Here is a 15,354-nt window from a genome sequence, read left to right on the forward strand (position 1 = left end):
TAGCCGAATGCAGGCATGCACCTGGTTAAAAGTTGCTTATTTCTAAAATGACCAATCCTGTTCTCTTGTGCCGAGATCCCTAATATCTGTCTTTTAAGCCCCTGTTATGACGCCAGACTGGTTCCAGGCAGACTTCAGTCGCCACCATTTCCTTCCCGCATTTTCCTATATTTCCGATGGTGGCCAGAAAGCCCGCAGGTCTGCGCGGGTGAGCGGCTGTGGGTTGGCGAGAGACGGCGAGAACGCGCCATCGTCATAGGCATCCGGCAACAAGACCCAGCCCTCCGACTTCTGGCTCATAATATAGGCCTCACAGGCCGCCCGCTGGGCATGGAGGCTGTTGAAGTCCTGTTCGAGCCCATCCTCGGTGGATTTGCGGGTATAGATGGCAGAGCGCAGCCTGCTTAACTTGCCAATCTTCGATGGGAGCCGCCGCAAAGTCGAACTGGGCGCAGCAAAGGTCCAGCGGGATCAGGCAGTTGCCAACTATCAGACATCCAGGAAGCATTTCGCAAAATATCCGCCGCCCTGGGGGCAGGCCGGCGCTATCGCGAACAGAGCGACGCGCAACAGGATGCGGTGACGGCACAGTGCCTTGCGGAGACCGCGTGTTTTCGCTACGACAATGGCAGTGCACCTTATCTCAAGGTACTTGACGTCGAACGCAACCTTTTTGCGGGCGAGCAACAATTACGGCGCTTGCGAAGCGTGGCTCTGCAGAATGCTGTTTCGCTGTTTATCTCGACTGGCGTGGCTCATTTGAGAAAATCGAGCTGTTGCATAGGCCGGGTAGTAATTTGTCGGAGGTTGGATAATGACAATAAGAACCGGACGATATACCGTCTTCATATTGCTTCTTGGCGCGCTGATCAGCACGCTTGCGCTTGGGCCAGGTGGCTATTGGGGCGGCATTGTGCTCACTATTCTGGTGGCGCTCTGCAGTCTGGGAGTCTGGGACCTCCTGCAAACACGCCACGCTATATTGCGGAACTATCCAGTGATCGGGCATGTGCGATGGCTGGTCGAGATGATCCGGCCGGAAATACGCCAGTATCTTCTCGAAAGCGATACTGAAGCGACGCCATTCTCGCGGGCTCAGCGTTCGTTGGTCTATCGTCGGGCAAAAAAAGAACCTGCTGATCATCCGTTTGGCACGCTGATCGACGTCTATGGCAAGGACTATGAGTTTATCCAACAATCGCTTGCGCCGATTGTGACGCCTGATCCTGCCAGCTTTCGCATTGTGATCGGCAATGACCAGTGCGCTCAGCCTTATTCCGCGAGCATCCTTAACATTTCCGCGATGAGTTTCGGAGCGCTTTCGGCCAATGCCATTCGGGCCTTGAACAAGGGTGCCGCCATGGGTGGCTTCTACCATGACACGGGCGAGGGCAGCATCAGCGCCTATCATCTTGAAGCTGGCGGCGACATCGTCTGGCAGATCGCCAGCGGCTATTTCGGTTGCCGGGATGAAGATGGTCGGTTCAATCCTGTACGCTTTGCCAAGCAGGCGATTTTGCCCCAGGTGAAAATGATCGAACTCAAGCTGAGCCAAGGGGCGAAACCAGGGCATGGCGGCGTTCTGCCCGGCCGGAAAGTCACCGCGGAGATTGCCCGAACGCGCAACGTGCCGATAGGCGTTGATTGCATCTCGCCGGCACGCCATTCAGCTTTTGAGACGCCGCTCGAAATGCTGGCGTTTCTCGATCAGCTCCGTGCCCTTTCAGGCGGCAAGCCAGTTGGGTTCAAGCTCTGCGTTGGGTTGCCGTGGGAGTTCATGGCGATCGTCAAAGCTATGATCGAAACCGGTATCGTGCCAGATTTTATCGTGGTTGACGGTGCGGAGGGCGGCACGGGAGCGGCGCCGGCAGAATTCAGTGACCATGTCGGGGTGCCGATGCGCGAAGGTCTGCTGTTCATCCATAATACCCTCGTCGGCGCCGGTCTTCGGCACAGGGTGCGCCTGGGTGCTGCGGGCAAGCTCATCAGCGCCTTCGATATCGCCGCCGTGCTTGCGATGGGCGCGGACTGGGTCAATTCCGCCCGTGGCTTCATGTTTGCGTTGGGCTGCATCCAGTCCATGAGTTGTCATACCAACCGCTGCCCGACCGGGATCGCAACCCAGGACACGGGACGGAGCAGGGCACTTGTCGTGCCGGACAAGGCAGAGCGCGTTCGTCGGTTCCATGACCGAACTGTGGCGGCTCTTGCCGAGATGCTCGGGGCTGCCGGTTTAAGTCATCCGGACGATCTCCATCCGCGGCATCTCGTGCATCGCATTGATTCCGCCGAAATTCGCCAATTCGATCGCATGCATTACTTTGCCACCCCAAATGACCTGGTCGAGAACCGCGCGGAAAGTTCCTTCTATCAGAGCAATTGGAATCTTGCGCAAACAGGGAGTTTTGCTCCGGTCAGCCAGGACCACGCAACAGGACAGCTTAAGCGGGAAGCCCCATAAGTTTTAGGGGCACGCCCCTGAAAAAATCGGGCGGCCGCATTCTCGGAGCTTTTCCTGAACCGGTCGCCGCTGCGGCGCGTAGGCCGCCCCTCGTTACGTCTCTCCATGACGGGCATTCAATCCCGCCGGTGTTCGAGTAGCAATCGCAACGTCAGCGATCGTCGCGCTCGGATGAAAGCGAAAAAGGCATCGCCGGCGCAAGGGGTGCGCCGGCGAGCTGTTGCAGGGTATGTATGGCGCGAATGAGTGCATTCGCGACAACGATTATTCCGAACCTTTGCTGTCCTTGCGATAGTCGAGCGGGGGCTGCCTGTCGCCGACCATTGCTTTGTAAACAAAGTCCTCGCCACGCGCCTTCATGAATTCCTCTTTCGCAGCGGCCACGATCTCGCGGTCGAGCAATAACCGCCCCGCGGTCAGCGCAAGAGTTTCCGCAGCGGTTTCTGCACCCTTCAAGCCGATCGGCGAGCCGGCTGCAGCCGTCGCCTGCCAGCTATGGCCGGGAGTTCCGGGGACGAAGGTCATCGTTGAAAGGCCGACTGTAGGCACTGTCCAACTGATGTCAGACACGTCGGTCGATCCACCAATGCCACCCGTCCGCTTGAACGTGGCCGTTTCGATCGCGGTGGGGTCCATTGTCGCCGGCTTGCGGTCGAAACTTTCCACCATTTTGGTCGCGAACGCACGCTCCGTGTCGGACCAGGGCGTGATCGGGACAGCACGCAGGCTCTCGTCCATCGCCTTCATCAATGTTTCGTTGGGCAGCAGTGAATAAACGCCGCCGGTGATCTCATTATCGGTCGTCGTTCCGGTAGCGAGCGCGGCACCCTCGGCTGCCTTTATGACGCGCGCCCAAACATCCTTGACGATCTGAGGGTCGCCGTTTCGGACATAGAGATAGACTTCGGCGAAGTCGGGTACGACGTTGGGCGCTTTGCCTCCGTTGGTGATGACATAATGGATGCGCGTGCCATCGGGCACATGTTCGCGCAGGAATTCGACGGCCGTGGTCATAATTTGCGCGCCGTCCAGTGCCGAGCGACCGCGATCGGGTGCTCCGGCAGCATGGGCAGACGCACCATGGAAGCGGAACTTGCCCGAGATATTGGCGAGCGACGGTCCCTGGGAGGCGTTGTTACTGTTGCCTGGGTGCCAGTGCAGCGCCACATCGACGTCTTTGAACAGGCCGTCGCGCACCAGATAAACTTTGCCTGATCCACCTTCTTCCGCGGGCGCGCCGAAGACGCGGATTTCACCCTTCACGCCTTGCGCAGCCATCCAGTTGCGCACAGTGATCGCTGCGGATACGGATGCAGCCCCGAACAGGTTGTGGCCGCAGCCATGGCCTGCAAGCTGGCCAGCGATCGGCGCTTGAACCGGCTCTGCCTTCTGTGCCAGGCCAGGCAGCGCATCGAACTCGGCGAGGATGCCGATCACAGGCCCGTCGCCGTTGCGGTAGCTCGCGACGAAGGCCGTCGGCATTCCGGCTACGCCTGGGGTGACAGTGAAGCCGGCCGCCTTGAGCTGCGCCTGAAGTACGGCTGAGCTGCGTTGTTCCTGATATCCGACTTCGGCGAAGTTCCAGACCTGCAGCGCAGCCTTGTTCATCGCGGGTGTCTGCGCCTTAGCCAACTTCAGGATCTGGGCCGTCTGCTGCGCATCAAGTGGTGCGGCGGCTGCGATTGATGGAACTATGGTCGCAGCGAGCAACAGTGCAGCGATGCGGCGCGAAACTTTGAATGACATATACATACTCCTCCCAATGAAATTTAAATGGCGAGCTTATTGAGCCGATAAGGCGGCCCTGCTTGCCGTTGCAATCGACGATGACGTCCTCGCTGATGGGGATTACTTGGAACGTCAGGATGAAACCAGTAACCACAGTGTGCGGTTGAGTTGGAGCGTGGCGGGTGCGGCGCGAGATGCGTTTTCAATCTTAGGAATCATTCGATTTTAAACATCCCTTTAATCCCCTCCATAACCGCCAAGCAGTACGGTTTTCTATGATGGGTCGAATCATATTCCGCACTATCCGCGATAACTTTGAATGTGCGTCATAATGGTCCGTCCATCACAGGGCGTTGCACAACTTTGCCATTATTTTTTTAGGAGACTGACCGGTCGGATTGTTAATTGCAATTGAAAATTGGCGACGTCCCCCGAAAAAATAAGAACAAATCTGCATGTCAATGGCGCCGCTCATCTGGATCTGCACTAGATAAAAATCCTGAAGCGCGCCAGACTCGGTGGTGACGGACATGCCTAGGTCAGGAAAGTCAGTTTAAGCGGGGCAAGGACTGGTCCGGATGAGCCATGGGAGCATAATATATCAGAACAGGCCGCCGCGCTGTCATACTTCAGTATGACTATTCACCCGGGCCTCAGATGATATCTTGCCCATAAGATTTGTCATGATTAAGAAATCATTGTGACCTCGCAACGCCGTGCCGAAAGTCTGCAAATGGTGCCGATCGCCATTGCGGCATTTGGCGTGAGCGAGATCGAAAAGCGCCATTTGAAGACGGCGCGGGCTTTGGTCGGGGCCTCCAAAAAATCAAATTTGTCCGCTTAAACAAAAAACTTGCATTATTTGACTGTATGGGTAACTCATTATCGCCCACCGCGTGTCGAATCAACGTACGGGTGGTATTGTCCTTGGGAGGAGTAGTTTATGGTGCGTTTTCAAGCGCGAACTTTGGCGTCAGTAGTGGTCTTTGCTTCATGGGCAGGGATGGCGGCTTACGCGCAGGCTCAGACGCAGGTCGAAAAGGCCGAAAAGGCTGAATCGCAGCGGGAGTTTAGCACGGGGCTCATCGAAGATATCGTAGTCACCGCGACACGCCGCTCGGAATCGCTCAGCACTGTTCCAATCAGTATCGCGGCGGTGTCGCAGGAGAGTATCGACCAGCGCGGCATCCGCGACATGGGCGATCTTGCACGATCGACGCCCAGTCTGCAGTTTCGTCAGGGCAATCAGGGCTCCAATTATATCGCGATCCGCGGTGTGACCTCCCTGGTCGGTGCATCGACCACCGGTATCTATATCGACGAGACGCCGATTCAGGCGCGCGCGATGGGTGCAGGCAACGCGACGGCGACAGCCTTCCCGGTGCTTTTTGATCTTGAGCGCGTCGAAGTTCTGCGCGGGCCGCAAGGCACGCTCTTCGGTTCCGGATCGCAAGGCGGCACGGTGCGCTTTATTCTGCCTTCACCGAGCCTTACTCACTTCAGTGGCGGCGCGCGCGCCGAAGTTGGCCTCACCAAAGGCGGTTCTGCAAGCTACGAAGCGGCTGGAGCTGTCGGCGGGCCGATCTTGGAAGACAAGCTTGGTTTCCGTGTGAGCGCCTATTATCGTCACGACGGCGGTTGGGTTGATCGCAGGCCTATTTCTGGCCGGAATGACAGTGAAGATAATATAAATACCCGTGGCTCGCTCAGCTTGCGCGGCGCGCTGGCGCTCCAGGCGACTGACTCACTCCTTATTACACCGTCGGTCTTCTACCAGAAGATCAAAATCGACGGCTCGAATGACTTCTGGAACATCCTGTCCGACCCCAACGAGGGACGCTTCGTGACCGGCACCCAGGTCGGCGACTACGGCTCGGATCGCTTCGTGCTGCCCTCGCTCAAGATTGAGGCGGACCTGGGCTCGGTAGCGTTGACCTCGGCGACTTCCTATTTCACCCGCGACCAATTCCTGTCCACGGATTATACGGCGTTCACCACCGCGACGTTCACACCGGGCATCCGCCGTCTGTTCGTGCCGTCTATGCCTGATTTCTTCAGTGTTGCGGAGTTCGGCCAGAAGCAGCGCAGCTTCACGCAAGAAGTACGTCTGCAATCCACGGCTCCCGACGCGCGGCTGAATTGGGTGGTTGGTGCCTTCTACCAGCATGCCAAGCAAACTGTAACGCAGCGCAATACCGCTGAAAATTTCGCTCAGGCGGTCAAGGCGCTGACCGGAGGGACGATGCTACAAGTGTTCGGCCGGGACGTCCTGCCGGGCAACACGGTTTATACTGCGTCCGACGATTCGCTTGACGAACAGATCGCCGCGTTTGGCCAGCTGGATTACAAGGTGGTCGATTGGCTGACGCTGACCGCGGGCCTCCGCGTCGCGCGTATGCGATTTGATTTCGTCAACAAACAGGATGGCCCGATCAACGCGCCACTCCCGACAGGGGCAAACGGCGCTCAGTCCGAAACACCGATCACGCCGAAATTTGGCATCTCGATCAAGCCGGATGACGAGAGTCTGTACTACGCCACCGTATCCAAAGGCGTTCGTCCCGGCGGCGCCAACGCTGCAATCTCGGCGGTAACCTGCGGCGCAGAACTGGCGGCGATCGGCTTTACTGAATCGCCTGGACAGTTCAAAGCTGACAGCGTGTGGAGCTATGAGGTAGGCGCAAAGAAATCGCTGCTCGACCGCAAGGTGCGGATCGCGACGAGCGCTTATTATATCGACTGGAAAGACATCCAGCAGCGCGTCGGACTGGGCTGCGGTTTCGTCTTCACGGCGAACCTCGGTGCAGCAACCAGCAAAGGCTTCGACCTGCAGCTGGATGTCAATCCGGTGCGTGGGCTTACTCTTTCGGCGACCGTTGCCTACGCCGACACCAAGTATAGCGAAACCGCTTATGGTGGCGTCATCGGTTCGACCGGGAAGCGCGCGATCATCGTCAGCAAGGGTGATCTGCTCAATACCGTGCCGTGGTCGTTCACGCTTAACGGCAGCTATGAACATGATATCGGTGATGACATGACGGGTTATGTACGGGCTGATTACAACTATTACAGCTCTTACCATCCCGGCGGCGGACCCGGTTCAGCAAACTACGACGCACGGGTAGCGGAAATTCCGCAGGTCACCAACCTCAACATGCGCCTCGGTCTGCGCCGTGATGAGTTTGATGTATCGCTGTTCGCGAACAATCTGCTCAATTCTTCCGACATTACGCGACAGGCGCTGTTGACCACCGGCGCTCCGATGATCCGTTACAACACTTTGCGTCCGCGGACCTTGGGCGCAACAGTGAGCTACCGCTTCTAAGAAGTGTGCGCGCCGCCTACCCAGGCGGCGCGCATTTTTTTTGAAGATTTGAGCAGATTATTGGAGATTTGAGATGATGACGATCGCTCGATCGCTTTGGGGTATCAGTTTAGCGGCCATGGTTGTGGCGGGCAGTGCTGCCGCCCAGACGCCGGAACCTGTTCCGGCTCCGGCTACTTCGGCAGCTCCGGCGACTCCGCCGCGCGGGGAAGTCGTGTTCACGCCCGATGCCAAGCGCGCCTACGACTACCGCAACGGAGATCAGCGGCGGGCCATCAGCTCGTCACGTCAGGTCCGTCACGGCTCTGCCTTGTGGGCGCTGCCGGCAGGGACGCCGGTCGATGTTTCCTATGACTATAAAGGCGTGACCTCCGATATCGAAGGCTTCATGGCGCGCAACACGGCCGTCGGCATGATCGCGATCAAGGGCGGCCGTGTCGTGCTCGAACGCTACCGTCTTGGCAATCGCGCCGAGACGCAATGGTCGGTCCAATCTGACTCGAAATCGGTCACCTCAACACTGGTCGGCGCCGCGATCCGCGATGGCGCGATCCATTCGGTCACTGACCTGGTGACGCGCTATATCCCGGAACTCGCAGGCAGTGCCTATGATGGTGTGACGGTCCGCGACTTGTTGCAGATGAGCTCGGGCATTGATCTGCATGATGATTATGTCAATCCCGAGTCCGACTATGCCAAGTTGCAGAAAGCCTATACCGATTCCGATCCGAAAGCGGTGGTCAAATTCCTCGCGACGCTGCGTCGCGCGGCCCCTCCTGGAACGAAATTCAGCTATAGCGGCTCGGACACCTATCTCCTCGGGTTGATCGTCCGGCGGACGACGGGCAAGTCTCTGGCGGCCTATCTGAGCGAAAAGATATGGGCACCGGCCGGGATGGAATTTGACGCAACATGGGCGCTCGATGCCGGTGGACAAGAACTGGCGGCAGGCGGTCTTCGTGTCACGTTGCGTGACATGGCCCGGTTCGGCCTGATCGCACTCGCCGAAGGCAAGGTGAAGGGCAAGAAGATCGTGCCCGATGACTGGTTTGCGAATGCAACGCGGGTGGCAGCCGGCGATCGGTTGGCTCCAGGCGTGCTCCAAGGCTACGAGCCCATGGGCTATGGCTATCAATGGTGGACGATGCCGTGCGGGGGCGGCAGCAATCCGATCGGCGGCAATGGTGCGTTCGCGGCGATGGGCGTGTTCGGCCAGCAAGTCTTTATCATGCCGAAGGAAGACATGGTTGTCGTCATCCAGAGCGCATGGGAAAAACCCATGGAATTGGATCGCGTGAACGATTCCTGCGCGCTGGTTTCTACCTTGATACAGAAACTGCGCCACTAGGGTTTGCTCCGCTAATGTAGAGGCGTCGCCCCGCTCCTTGGCCTGATCTCCATTTTGGCGGATCATGTTCAAGGCGGCGGGGTGTTCGCCGCTATCTCTCGGTCAGCCGGCAGCATGTGGCTTTCGGCTGGCCTTACTGTTCGTGCGGCCCGGCTGAATCGCAATGGCAGCGCAGATACGGACTCCTGATCCTCGCAGTCGATCATTTCCTCGACATGGGCCGCTCGGCGACCAACGTCGTCGGCAATGCCGTGGCGAGCGTGCTGGTCGCGAAGATGGAGGGCGCGCTGGAGCCGCCCGCCGCAATCACCGGACATCGTCCCCCTCCCCACAGCTAGCCACAGGCCCCACCACGGGCAACGCGGGCTCGATAACGACGAGATGTGAGGGCACTGGCGGGGCCAACGTCACCGCCGTGCTCTTCAAGTGGCTGATGGAGCGCACGGGGTGAAATGCTGGCCTAGGATAGCATCAGATGGGGGAGGGATGAATCCAGCATGTTCCGGGTCGCCCAGGTCATGGGCGGCGCTCCCAGGGGCTCAGATGCTGTTCAGGGGGATTTTAAGATACCGCACCCCATTGGCCTCGGCCTCGGGCAGGCGTCCGCCGTTCATATTCACCTGAACCGACGGCAGGATCAGGCAGGGTAGGCCCAAGGTCCGGTCCCGGGCTGAGCGCAGTGCGACAAAGGCGTCTTCACTCATGCCGTCGTGCATATGGATGTTATGGGCTCGCTGTTCGGCCACGGTTGTTTGCCATTGCACCTCCGGCCTCCCGGGCGCTGTGTAATCATGACAAAGATAAAGCCGCGTCTCAGCTGGCAGAGACAGAATTTTACGGATCGAACGATAGAGCTGCCGGGCATCGCCGCCGGGGAAATCGGCCCGGGCGGTCCCACAATCAGGCATCAGCAAAGTATCCCCCACATAGGCACATTGCCCGGCCAGATAGGCCAGATCGGCAGGCGTATGGCCCGGGACATGAAGCGCCACCACTGGCATGCTACCGATCAGAAAGCGCTCGCCATTTTCGAATAAATGATCAAAGGCCGCGCCGTCCCGGGCGAAGCCATGGTCCGGGTGAAACAGCGGCCCCAATGTTTGCTGCATCCGAAGGATCTCGCGCCCGATGCCGATCCGGCCACCCAGTCTGGATTGAAGATAGGGGGCGGCAGACAGATGATCGGCATGGATGTGGGTTTCCAGCAGCCAGTCGATGGTCAGGCCCCGACGCTCCACCTCGCGGATGAGGACATCGGCGGATTGCGTCCCCGTGCGCGCTGATGTTGGATCATAATCGAGCACCGAATCAAGGATCGCGGCATGGGAGCTTTGCGGGTCCATAATCAAATGGCTGACGGTGGCGGTGGTCGGGTCATAGAAGCTCACGGTCTCAGGATTGGTGCTGAGACTGCTTAAAATTTCAGGGGAAACAGGGGCCGTGGAGTGCATTGGTCGATCCAATGTCTAAGCCTCTCAACGATGTCATGATCGCTATATTTAGGTATAGATTTCTGTTTTTGAAAAGAAAAATTTTTTTGGCTGGCCCTCGGGCAGTGGGTTCATAGGGATAAAACCAAAGGCCGCGCTCATGGAAGTCCCATAGTTAGAAGGGGCTGAGGGTTTTCTCTCCAGCTCAATCAGAAAATTCTATGACAGCGGATCAGGATTTCAAGTTGGACATCAGCCTGCTTTAGCGCCGAAAAATAATGCAGAACAAATGCATGGGTCCGGCCAAAGCTTATGGCCGGTCAGGAATGGAGTTGGCTGCATGTACCGAATTGGCTTTGACGTGGGCGGGACGTTTACAGATTTCACGCTGCTGGACGAGACCACCGGCGGGGTTGAATATTTCAAAGTTCCGTCGACTCCCTGGGATCCGTCAGAAGCGATTGAAACGGGGCTCAGCCGCTTGATTGAAGATTTATCGATTGATCCCAAGGACATCTCGCATCTCGGTCATGGCACGACCGTGGCGACCAATCTGGTGATCGAAAGAAAAGGGGCTGTCACCGGGCTTATCACCACCAAGGGCTTTCGCGATGTGCTGGAAATCGGTCGTCAGACCCGGCCGCATCTATACAATTACACCATTCGCCGTCCGGTTCCCCTGGTCCCGCGTGAGCTGCGGCTTGAAGTCAGCGAGCGGGTGCTGGCCGATGGCTCGATCCTCTTGCCGTTGAATGAAGCTGAGGTTGAAACCGCGGCGCGGCGTCTGGCCGCAGCCGGTGTGACAGCGGTGGTGATTTGTTTCCTCCACAGCTATCGCAATGCTGATCATGAACACCGGGCGGGGGAGATTCTGCGGAGGTTTCTGCCCGACGCCTATATCAGTCTGTCCTCGGATGTTCTGCCGGAATTTCGCGAATTCGAACGCATGTCAACCTCGGTCCTTAATGCCTATATGGGGCCGCGCATGGGGGCTTATCTTGAACGGCTTCTGGGCCGTGTGCGCGATCTCGGGATCACTGCTGAAGTTGATACGGTCCATTCCAACGGCGGTCTGATGTCGGTGTCGACGGTGCGGGAAGTGCCGGTGCGCACCTGTTTGTCAGGGCCCGCCGCCGGGGTCATTGGTGCTGCAGAAATCGGTGCTGTGGCCGGGTTTGAAAATCTCGTGACCTTTGATGTGGGCGGCACCTCCACGGATGTCTCGGTTATTGTCGGCGGCCGGCCGCTGTTTGCGTCGGATCGTCTGGTGGCCGATTATCCGGTGAAAACGCCGATGATTGATATCCATGTGATCGGTGCAGGCGGCGGCAGCATTGCGGAAATTGATGATGCCGGCGGGCTCAAGGTCGGGCCACGCAGTGCGGGCGCTGATCCGGGCCCTGTGGCCTATGCAAAGGGCGGTCAGAAGCCGACTATCACCGACGCCAACATCGTCCTCGGGCGGCTTGATCAAACGGCTTTGCTTGATGGGCGTTTGCCGGTGGATGCCGGGGCCGCACGGGCGGCGATCCAGCAGCAGATCGCCGATCCCCTGGGTATTTCTCTGGAAGAAGCGGCCCATGGTATCCTGCGCATTGCCAGCGCCAATATGAACCGGGCCATTCAATCGGTATCGACGGAAAAAGGCTATGATGTGCGCGACTTTGCGCTGATCGCCTATGGCGGGGCAGGGCCGTTGCACGCCACCGATCTGGCCAGTGAGAGCGGCATTGATACCATCATCATTCCGCTCGAACCCGGCACCCTTTGTGCGCGCGGGATTTTGCTGTCGGACATCACCATGGATTTCGTGCGCAGCGAGCTATCTATCGCCACCGAGGAAGCCTGGGAGCGGACCTGCAACACGCTGGAGGAGATGCAGGCCCAAGCCGCTGCCTGGCTTGATCGCGAAGGCGTCCGGGAGCAGGACCGCGACCTGAGGCTGGCCATTGATGCCCGCTATGATGGCCAGAATTATGAAGTTTCCGTGCCCTTGGATGTCATCGACCGCAAAGGCCTCGCACATTTTATCGAGACCTTTTATGCCAAGCATTTCCAGGAATATGGGTATGACGTTGCCGGCCGCGATACGGAAATCGTCAATTGCCGGATCAAGGCCGTGGGCCAGATCCGAAAATGCGAACAGATCTATCTGCCGCAGACCGAAGGCGACAGCCTGAAGGGCAGCCGTTCAGTTTATTTCGGCAAAGACGCGGGCTGGGTCGAGAGCAAAATTTATCGCCGCAATCATCTGGCCGTCGGGACGGTGCTGCAAGGTCCCGTTATTGTCGAGGAAATGAGTTCGACAACCATCGTGCATCCGCATCAGACCATGACCGTCGATCAGACCGGCAATCTGATCGTGACCGTAGCGCGTCCGTAGGAAAGGATAGACCATGTCCCGTGAGCTTACTTCGAAAAACAATGATATCCGGGTTTTCGACCCCATCACCATGGAAGTCTTTTCCAATCGTCTGCTGACCATCACCGAGGAGATGGGCAATACTCTGATCAGAGCCTCCTTCTCTCCCAATATCAAAGAGCGTAAAGATTGCTCCGTGGCGCTGTTCGATTATATGGGCCGGCTGATTTCTCAGGCCGCGCATATTCCCATGCATCTCGGTTCTCTGGCCGGTGGTGTCGAGGCTTTGCTGCGGCAGTACGAAATTGAAGATATCTCGGATGGCGATGCCTTTATGTGCAATGATCCTTATCTGGCGGGTGGCACCCATGCGCCGGATATCACCATTGTCACGCCGATTTTCTGCGATGGAAACCTGCGCTTTTTTGCCGCCAATATCGGCCATCATTCAGATGTGGGCGGGTCAGCACCGGGCTCTGTCTCTCCTACTGCCGGTACGGTGTTTGAAGAAGGCTTGCGAATTCCCCTCGTGCGCGTGGCCCGCAATAATGTTCCCGAGCCGGATATTCTGGCCTTTGTCTCGAGCAACAGTCGCGAACCCGAAGACCGCATCGTCGATCTGAAAGTCCAGATCGCTGCCAATGAACGCGGCAAGCGTCTTGTCCATCAGCTGGTGGCGCAACTCGGGCTCGATGCGGTGGAACAATCTATCGAAGATATTCTGCTCTATACGGAACGCCGGTTGCGCGGCCGTATCAATGGTATCGCCAATGGTTCCGGCAGTTTTACAACCTATATGGATGACGACGGTTTGGGTGGCGAGCCGGTGCCGATTACCGCCACGGTCACGGTGGAAGACGACAGTCTTGTGGTTGATTTTGAAGGTTCGGGGCGACAGTCCCGGGGTGGCTATAATATGCCTGAAAGCGCCATGCGGGCCTGCGTTTATTACGTGGTGAAAACTCTGCTGGATCCGGATCTTATTGCCAATGAAGGCATGTTCGGGGCCATTGAATTGAAAATGCCGCAAGGCACTATCACCAATCCAAACTTCCCCGCGGCCGTCGGCATGCGTGCAGCCACGGCTCAGCGTGTGGCCGGTGCGGTGATCGGGGCGTTCGCCCCTTTGCTGCCCGCTGAACGTCTGATGGCTTCGGGCAATGATGCCATGCCGGCTATTGTCATGTCCGGTCAGTCCCGCCGCCGCAATGGGACTTATGTCTATGTAGAGACCATCGGCGGCGGGTCTGGCGCTCTTTATACAGAAGACGGCATGGACGGCACTCACGTGCATATCACGAATTCCTCCAATCTCCCGGCAGAAGCTTTGGAAAATGAATATCCTCTGCTGGTGGAAGAATATGCCCTGGTGCCGGATAGCGGCGGCTATGGCCAGTATCGCGGCGGCCTTGGTATCGCACGACAGATCCGGGCTCTGGATGACGGCACCTTCTGCTATGCCTCGACCGAAGGGACGGTGGTTCCGGCGGCGGCTTTGCTGGGCGGCGGGACTGGCGGTCTTGGCAGCATCACCCGGGACGTGGGCAGCGCGCAGGAACGGCGCATCCCGGCCAATCAGCCCGGCAGGGTCCTGCAAGCCGGGGAGTCGATCCGGGTGGAAACACCCGGCGGTGGCGGCGTGGGTGTGCCTGGAAGCCGCGCGGTCTCGGCCCTTGCCACAGACTTTCTTGGCGGCAAACTATCCGCTCAGGCCATCCTCGACCATTACGGCGCGGCCCAGTTGGAGGAAGTGAAACGCCTGCTCCCGGATTGGGCCAAAGACGTTTAGCAGGCTTCCCGGAAAAGGACAGGCAATGGACGCTGTAGTGAGCGCCGAATGGCTCGCGGACAATCTGCATAACCCGCAGCTGTCCGTGTTGGATGCCAGCTGGCATATGCCCGGCGCGGGTCGGGATGCGCAAGCGGAATTTGATCAGGCCCATATTCCCGGCGCGCGGTTTTTCGATATCGACGCCGTCAGCGATCAGGACAATCCCTTACCCCATATGCTGCCAACCGCAGCGCAGTTCGCGGCCAGCATTGGGGCCCTGGGGATCAGCAATGACAGCATGGTGGTGGTCTATGACAGCCACGGCCTGATGTCTGCCGCCCGGGTATGGTGGATGCTGCGGGTGTTCGGCCATCCTGCGGTTGCAGTGCTGGACGGGGGGCTGCGCCGTTGGCGTGATTTGGGCCTGCCGACGGAACCCGGTACGGCGGCTCCCGCCAGCGCAATATTCACAGCCGGGTTTGAGACTGATCTGATCCGCAGTCGCCGTGAGATGCTGGATATTCTCGCAACAGCGCGGGAACAGGTTATCGACGCCCGCTCCGCCGGGCGCTTTTCCGGTGCCGATCCGGAACCCCGCGCCGGGTTGCGCCGGGGCCATATGCGGGGGTCTTTGAACCTGCCCTTTGGTGCGCTGCTGGATCCTGCAAGCGGGATGCTTCACTCTGTCCCTGATATCGCACGGGCCTTTGAAGCGGCGGGCCTTGATCTCACCCGACCTGTTGTGGCCTTCTGTGGCAGCGGCATCACTGCCTGCGTTCTGGCGCTCGGGCTCGCTGTGCTGGGCAAAACAGAGGTGGCGGTCTATGACGGCGCTTGGGCCGAATGGGGCGCGGATCCGGAACTGCCGGTCGCTTCTGTGTAGGCGTATGAAAATCCGGATGGCCTCGCTTGGACGCCATCCGGATCGG

11 protein-coding genes and 1 pseudogene are annotated in these 15,354 nt (G+C 58.5%); 8 read left to right on the forward strand and 4 right to left on the reverse strand.

Going from position 1 to position 15,354, the window contains the following annotated elements; translation table 11 throughout:
- Positions 1-237: 237 nt before the first annotated feature.
- Positions 238-438 (reverse strand): annotated as a pseudogene (locus tag NYP16_RS14575) (recombinase family protein); the annotation flags it as partial.
- Positions 439-814: 376 nt separating this feature from the next.
- Between NYP16_RS14575 and NYP16_RS13625 the strand changes: the two are divergent.
- Positions 815-2,461, forward strand: a complete 1,647-nt coding sequence (locus NYP16_RS13625) for an FMN-binding glutamate synthase family protein (RefSeq protein WP_429913161.1) — start codon at positions 815-817, stop codon at positions 2,459-2,461.
- 264 nt (positions 2,462-2,725) lie between these two features.
- On the opposite strand, the gene NYP16_RS13630 is transcribed toward NYP16_RS13625, so the two are convergent.
- Together NYP16_RS13630 and NYP16_RS13635 are read right to left on the reverse strand one after the other, a co-directional pair.
- Positions 2,726-4,207 carry an amidohydrolase gene (locus NYP16_RS13630; RefSeq protein ID WP_274944714.1) on the reverse strand — a complete coding sequence of 494 codons (1,482 nt, stop codon included), beginning with the start codon at positions 4,205-4,207 and terminating at the stop codon, positions 2,726-2,728.
- 325 nt (positions 4,208-4,532) lie between these two features.
- Complete coding sequence (locus NYP16_RS13635; RefSeq protein ID WP_274944715.1) at positions 4,533-4,721, reverse strand: hypothetical protein; 189 nt, start codon at positions 4,719-4,721, stop codon at positions 4,533-4,535.
- A gap of 168 nt (positions 4,722-4,889) precedes the next feature.
- Between NYP16_RS13635 and NYP16_RS13640 the strand changes: the two genes are divergently transcribed.
- The 4 genes from NYP16_RS13640 (at position 4,890) to NYP16_RS14580 (ending at position 9,200) form a co-directional block, all read left to right on the forward strand.
- A complete protein-coding gene (locus tag NYP16_RS13640) occupies positions 4,890-5,033 on the forward strand; it encodes a hypothetical protein (RefSeq protein ID WP_274944716.1) in 144 nt (47 codons plus the stop codon).
- A gap of 99 nt (positions 5,034-5,132) precedes the next feature.
- On the forward strand, positions 5,133-7,514 hold the full coding sequence (locus tag NYP16_RS13645) for a TonB-dependent receptor (protein ID WP_274944717.1): 2,382 nt from the start codon (positions 5,133-5,135) through the stop codon (positions 7,512-7,514).
- Positions 7,515-7,590: 76 nt separating this feature from the next.
- Positions 7,591-8,862 (forward strand): serine hydrolase domain-containing protein, encoded by a 1,272-nt coding sequence (locus NYP16_RS13650; protein ID WP_274944718.1) that lies wholly within the window; start codon positions 7,591-7,593, stop codon positions 8,860-8,862.
- A 215-nt stretch (positions 8,863-9,077) separates the two neighbouring features.
- Positions 9,078-9,200 (forward strand): hypothetical protein, encoded by a 123-nt coding sequence (locus tag NYP16_RS14580; protein WP_429913163.1) that lies wholly within the window; start codon positions 9,078-9,080, stop codon positions 9,198-9,200.
- Between the two features lie 201 nt (positions 9,201-9,401).
- Here NYP16_RS14580 and NYP16_RS13655 read toward each other — a convergent pair whose 3' ends face one another.
- Positions 9,402-10,313 carry an MBL fold metallo-hydrolase gene (locus tag NYP16_RS13655; RefSeq protein WP_274944719.1) on the reverse strand — a complete coding sequence of 304 codons (912 nt, stop codon included), beginning with the start codon at positions 10,311-10,313 and terminating at the stop codon, positions 9,402-9,404.
- 319 nt (positions 10,314-10,632) lie between these two features.
- On the opposite strand from NYP16_RS13655, the gene NYP16_RS13660 reads away from it, so the two are divergent.
- From NYP16_RS13660 to sseA, 3 genes are read left to right on the forward strand one after another with little or no spacing between them, the layout of a single operon-like run.
- Positions 10,633-12,675, forward strand: coding sequence for a hydantoinase/oxoprolinase family protein (locus NYP16_RS13660; RefSeq protein WP_274944720.1), 2,043 nt, complete (start codon positions 10,633-10,635; stop codon positions 12,673-12,675).
- A 13-nt stretch (positions 12,676-12,688) separates the two neighbouring features.
- Positions 12,689-14,443: a hydantoinase B/oxoprolinase family protein gene (locus NYP16_RS13665; protein WP_274944721.1), complete on the forward strand. Its 1,755-nt coding sequence runs from the start codon at positions 12,689-12,691 to the stop codon at positions 14,441-14,443.
- Positions 14,444-14,468: 25 nt separating this feature from the next.
- Positions 14,469-15,308, forward strand: coding sequence for a 3-mercaptopyruvate sulfurtransferase (gene sseA, locus NYP16_RS13670; RefSeq protein WP_274944722.1), 840 nt, complete (start codon positions 14,469-14,471; stop codon positions 15,306-15,308).
- Positions 15,309-15,354: the final 46 nt, after the last annotated feature.

This window comes from Govania unica (genome assembly GCF_027920805.1).
GTDB lineage: Bacteria > Pseudomonadota > Alphaproteobacteria > Sphingomonadales > Govanellaceae > Govanella > Govanella unica.

What these genes read in the sequence shown, in the direction of transcription:
- NYP16_RS13625 (WP_429913161.1), top strand. Translation starts at nt 815, where the DNA reads ATGACAATAAGAACCGGACGATATACCGTCTTCATATTGCTTCTTGGC.
- NYP16_RS13630 (WP_274944714.1), bottom strand. Translation starts at nt 4,207, where the DNA reads ATGTCATTCAAAGTTTCGCGCCGCATCGCTGCACTGTTGCTCGCTGCG.
- NYP16_RS13635 (WP_274944715.1), bottom strand. Translation starts at nt 4,721, where the DNA reads ATGTCCGTCACCACCGAGTCTGGCGCGCTTCAGGATTTTTATCTAGTG.
- NYP16_RS13645 (WP_274944717.1), top strand. Translation starts at nt 5,133, where the DNA reads ATGGTGCGTTTTCAAGCGCGAACTTTGGCGTCAGTAGTGGTCTTTGCT.
- NYP16_RS13650 (WP_274944718.1), top strand. Translation starts at nt 7,591, where the DNA reads ATGACGATCGCTCGATCGCTTTGGGGTATCAGTTTAGCGGCCATGGTT.
- NYP16_RS14580 (WP_429913163.1), top strand. Translation starts at nt 9,078, where the DNA reads ATGGGCCGCTCGGCGACCAACGTCGTCGGCAATGCCGTGGCGAGCGTG.
- NYP16_RS13655 (WP_274944719.1), bottom strand. Translation starts at nt 10,313, where the DNA reads ATGCACTCCACGGCCCCTGTTTCCCCTGAAATTTTAAGCAGTCTCAGC.
- NYP16_RS13660 (WP_274944720.1), top strand. Translation starts at nt 10,633, where the DNA reads ATGTACCGAATTGGCTTTGACGTGGGCGGGACGTTTACAGATTTCACG.
- NYP16_RS13665 (WP_274944721.1), top strand. Translation starts at nt 12,689, where the DNA reads ATGTCCCGTGAGCTTACTTCGAAAAACAATGATATCCGGGTTTTCGAC.
- sseA (WP_274944722.1), top strand. Translation starts at nt 14,469, where the DNA reads ATGGACGCTGTAGTGAGCGCCGAATGGCTCGCGGACAATCTGCATAAC.